Origin of the sequence: Mesorhizobium sp. Ca11 (assembly GCF_020165275.1) — a bacterium.
Taxonomy (GTDB): domain Bacteria; phylum Pseudomonadota; class Alphaproteobacteria; order Rhizobiales; family Rhizobiaceae; genus Mesorhizobium.
In genome coordinates this window covers 1-3919 of the sequence record NZ_JAIUHU010000038.1, presented here as the reverse complement: position 1 = coordinate 3919, position 3919 = coordinate 1, and the positions used below count along the sequence as shown (strand labels likewise).

At 64.5% G+C, this 3919-nt stretch carries 4 protein-coding genes; all 4 read left to right on the top strand.

The genetic code is table 11. The annotated features are described in order from the left end of the window. The first annotated feature begins 209 nt into the window (after window positions 1-209). Window positions 210-776 carry a sigma-70 family RNA polymerase sigma factor gene (locus tag LB538_RS29080; protein ID WP_095770209.1) on the top strand — a complete coding sequence of 189 codons (567 nt, stop codon included), beginning with the start codon at window positions 210-212 and terminating at the stop codon, window positions 774-776. Then, a complete protein-coding gene (locus LB538_RS29075) occupies window positions 773-1438 on the top strand; it encodes an anti-sigma factor (protein WP_224532819.1) in 666 nt (221 codons plus the stop codon). The genes LB538_RS29080 and LB538_RS29075 overlap by 4 nt, the downstream gene beginning before the upstream one ends. After that, the gene (locus LB538_RS29070; protein ID WP_224532821.1) at window positions 1428-2876 is read left to right on the top strand and encodes a S8 family serine peptidase; all 1449 of its coding nucleotides are present in this window, start codon (window positions 1428-1430) and stop codon (window positions 2874-2876) included. Before LB538_RS29075 ends, LB538_RS29070 begins: the two co-directional genes overlap by 11 nt. 127 nt (window positions 2877-3003) lie before the next feature. Then, a complete protein-coding gene (locus LB538_RS29065; protein WP_224532823.1) occupies window positions 3004-3543 on the top strand; it encodes a GNAT family N-acetyltransferase in 540 nt (179 codons plus the stop codon). Window positions 3544-3919: the final 376 nt, after the last annotated feature.

Below are 3919 nucleotides of genomic sequence, written 5' to 3'. Positions count from 1 at the left end.
TCCAGCGGAGTGAGGCGTCGGTGTTCCCTGGAGCACCCCTCATCCGGCCGCTTCGCGGCCACCTTCTCCCACAAGGGGAGAAGGAGAAAACCTGCCCTCTGGCAACGCTCACTTTCTTCAGTTAGCCTCCAAGAAATCCTTGGCGGAGGGTGAACCTTTTTGGACCGATCAGCGACAGAGCTTCGAGGAGCCAGGCGGCTCGACCGGCCATGAATGCGGCGACGGAAACCGATCGCGCGCTTGTGGACCGGGTCGCGAAGGGCGACCGGGCCGCCGTCCGGCTCCTGTTCATGCGTCACCACGCGCGGATCTACCGCTTCGTGGCGCGCCAGACGGGATCGGAAATGATGGCCGACGATATCACGAATGAGGTTTTTCTGGAGCTGTGGAAACAGGCGCCCAGTTTCGAGGGCCGCTCTGAAGTTTCCACGTGGCTGCTCGGCATCGCCCGCTTCAAGGCGCTATCCATGCTGCGCAAGAAGAAGGAAGACTGGATCGACGACGACGACGCGGCGCAAGTTCCCGACGGCGCCGACACGCCGGAAGTTGTGACCATGAAGGAAGACAAGGCCGCCGCCTTGCGCCGCTTCGTCGATGCCCTGCCGGAAGAACACCGCACGGTGATCGACCTTGCCTATTATCATGGCCAGTCGGTGACCGAGATCGGCGAGGTGCTCGACATCCCGGTCGCGACCGTCAAGACCAGGATGTTCTACGCCCGCAAGAAACTCGGCGAAGCCCTCAAGGCCGCCGGTTACGACAGGGGTTGGCCATGAGCGCCGCTGAAAAGATGTCGCGTCGCGACGAGATGGAAACGCTGCTGCCGTTCTACCTGAACGGCTCGCTGGAAGGCGCCGAGCTGGAGGCCGTCGAGGAGTGGCTGGCCACCGATCCGGCGGCGATGAATGCGCTTGGCGAAGCGGAGGCCGAGTTCTCCGGCACCGCAGCCGCCAACGAGGCGATCCGGCCGCCCGCCGACGCGTTCTCCCGCTTCTCCAAGGCGCTGGACGCCGAGGCCGGTCCGGTGCGAACGCCCGGCCAATCCTGGCTGGCAAGAGTCTTCGGCCGGGTGACGGCAATGCCTGCCGGTGTCGCCTGGGCGGCTGCCGCGGCGCTGCTTGCGCTGGTCATCGTGCAGTCCTTCGAACTGCCGGGCGGCAAGGGCAAGGACTTCGAGGTGGCCGGCGCTCAGGACGATCTGGCGAAGCTGCCTTTCGCGCTGGTCAAGTTCAAGCCGGATGCGAAGATGGCCGATATCGCCGCCTTCCTCGGCCAGAACGGGTTGAAGATCGCCGGCGGCCCGACTGCGGACGGCGTGTTCCACCTGACGATCCCGGCCAGCACGGCGGCCGATTACGACAAGCTCGTCGGCCTTATTGCCGCCCAGCCTTTCGCGGAGGCTGTGGTGCAGGGAAGGAAACCGGCCGATGGCGGCTAAGGCGGTCATTCTGCATGCGGCGCTCCTTGCGGCGGCGGCATTTGTCGCCGCGCCTGCCTCCGCGCAGACCAACGATCCGAACCTGACGCAAAAACAGCTCGATTGCCTGGACCGCACGACGGCGGCCGGTAGCGGCTGCGACAAGGAGGGCGGTGCCAGGAATGGCGTCGCGACGCCGGGCACGGCCATGGGCGGCGCGGTGGTCCTGCCGGCGCTCATCGTCGACCTGTTCCCGAATCCCCCGGCGGGCACCGCCCCGCAAACGCCGGCGGACGGAACGTCGTCATCGAACGGTTCCAGCAGCACGCCGCCGCCCGCGCCGGCGCCGAGCGGACCCGTCACGGTGCCTCAGGGCCTCAATCTGGCGGAGCCTCCGCGCGCGATCGCCGGTGAATTCGTGCCCGACGAGGTGCTGGTGACGGTCGAGGGCGATGCCGGCGTGGTGCAGCAGATCGCCAATTCCTTTGGCCTGCAGGTGCGCTCGCAGCGCCAGTCGCGGCTGCTTGGCACCACTTTGGTGCGCTTCGGCATCACCGACGGGCGACCTGTCGGCGTGGTGCTGGCGCAGCTTGCCGCCGACGGCCGCACGCAACGGCGCGAGCCCAACCACATCTACACGCTGCAGCAGGCGGCCGGCATCGTGAACTATGCCTTCGACCGCATCGCGCTCGATGCAAGCCAGGCGAGCGGAGAGAATGTACGCGTCGCCGTCATCGATACGGGTATCGACGACAGCAACCCGGCGCTCGCCGGCGTGATTGCCGGCCAGTATGACGCGATGCCCAATGTGGCGATCGAGAAGCGCGACCACGGCACCTCGGTCGACGGGCTGATCGCCGGCGTGGGGCCGCTGGAAGGCATGGCGCCGGGCGCCAAGATCTATCACGCGCGTGCATTCGAGGGCGGCAAGTCGACCATGGACGTCATCCTGTCGGCGCTCGACTGGGCGGCCGAGCAGAATGTGCGCATCATCAATATGAGCTTCGTCGGCCCGAAGAATGACCTGCTCGGCACCGCCTGCCGCAATGCGCGGGCGATGGGCATGGTGCTGGTGGCCGCCGCTGGCAACAACGGCCCGAAAGCGCCCTACGGCTATCCGGCCGCCTTCGACGGCGTGATCGCGGTGACCGCCACCGACGCCAAGGACGGGCTGATGCCGCAGGCCAACCGCGGCGCCTATGTCTTCATCTCGGCGCCGGGCGTCGAGATGGTGGCGCCGAGCGGCGCCGGCTCGGACGTCGTCACCGGCACCTCCTTCGCCGCCGCGATCGTGTCCGGTGCCATCGCCAATCTGATCCACGCCGCGCCCGACCGCTCTGCCGACGACATCGAGAAGGCGCTGGCGGCCACGGCCAAGGATCTGGGGCCGAAGGGGCGGGACAGTGATTTCGGCTATGGGTTGATCGATATCAAGGCCGCCGGAGCGGCGAAGGAGTGAGTCTCGCGTTTGAGGCTCATGCCCCGATGCCTTTGGCGTTGAAACTCAATCAAACGGTTATCCCAAATGCCGCGATGAGCGGAGTCGGCCATTCGACAAATAGGGACGAACATCTTAGCTTCCGCAAATGACAGCCGATCTTCCCGACCTTCGGGGCGCTCGCCTCATCCTTCGCAGACCAATTCCCAAAGATGTGGAAACGCGGCTGGCGCTCGGTCGGCATCGCGAGATCGTTGAAGCCTACGGTGGGATATTCGACCCAAACACCACCTTTACCCGAGGGGAAGCCGAGGCCGCCATTCGCCTCATCCAGCAACAGAACTGTGCCTGGGTGATTGATGCCGGTTGCTTTATCGGCCATGTCCGCCTCCACAACATAGATTGGCAGGACAAGAGGGCGGCCTTGGCCATCGGCATCGACGACCAAGCATATCTCGGCAAGGGGTATGGTACCGAAGCGATCAGACTCGTCCTCGGGTATGCCTTCGGTCGTGGCCTGCATCGCGTTTCGCTACGGGTCTTATCGCGCAATTCCCGCGCGATCGCCTGCTATCGCAAGTGCGGATTTGTGGAGGAGGGACGCGAGCGCGAAGCCGCATTCGTCGGCGGAGCTTGGCAGGACGACATCATTATGGGGCTGCTGGACAGAGAATTTGATCCGCTCTGATGATCAACCTGGTTCCCCGACACAGGGATTTTGAAAGGTTGCCGTTTGTCTTAGGGCACGATTTTCCTTTCATTTCCGTGAAATCAGTGCAAACGCCGGGGATTGGTTGAAGCCGTCCCAACCTCGTCATTCTATGGCGGAGCAAGGAGCGAAGCGACGCGCGCAGACCATAGAATCCATTCCGTGACTTGGAAGCGCCGCCTCGGTGCAGAATTTTGCTCCGTTGCGAGCCTTGGCGAAGGTAACGGCATGGCAACTGTGTTCATGCGAATGCGGTTTTGTCGCGAATGATAGCGTTAAGGACGACCAGGAGCTTCCTTGCGACGGCGATGATAGCGAGCTTCTTGGAGCCCGACCGGGCAGCAAGTGCGGTGTA

Coding starts and splice junctions, on each gene's coding strand:
- LB538_RS29080 (WP_095770209.1), top strand. CDS start 210: ATGAATGCGGCGACGGAAACCGATCGCGCGCTTGTGGACCGGGTCGCG.
- LB538_RS29075 (WP_224532819.1), top strand. CDS start 773: ATGAGCGCCGCTGAAAAGATGTCGCGTCGCGACGAGATGGAAACGCTG.
- LB538_RS29070 (WP_224532821.1), top strand. CDS start 1,428: ATGGCGGCTAAGGCGGTCATTCTGCATGCGGCGCTCCTTGCGGCGGCG.
- LB538_RS29065 (WP_224532823.1), top strand. CDS start 3,004: ATGACAGCCGATCTTCCCGACCTTCGGGGCGCTCGCCTCATCCTTCGC.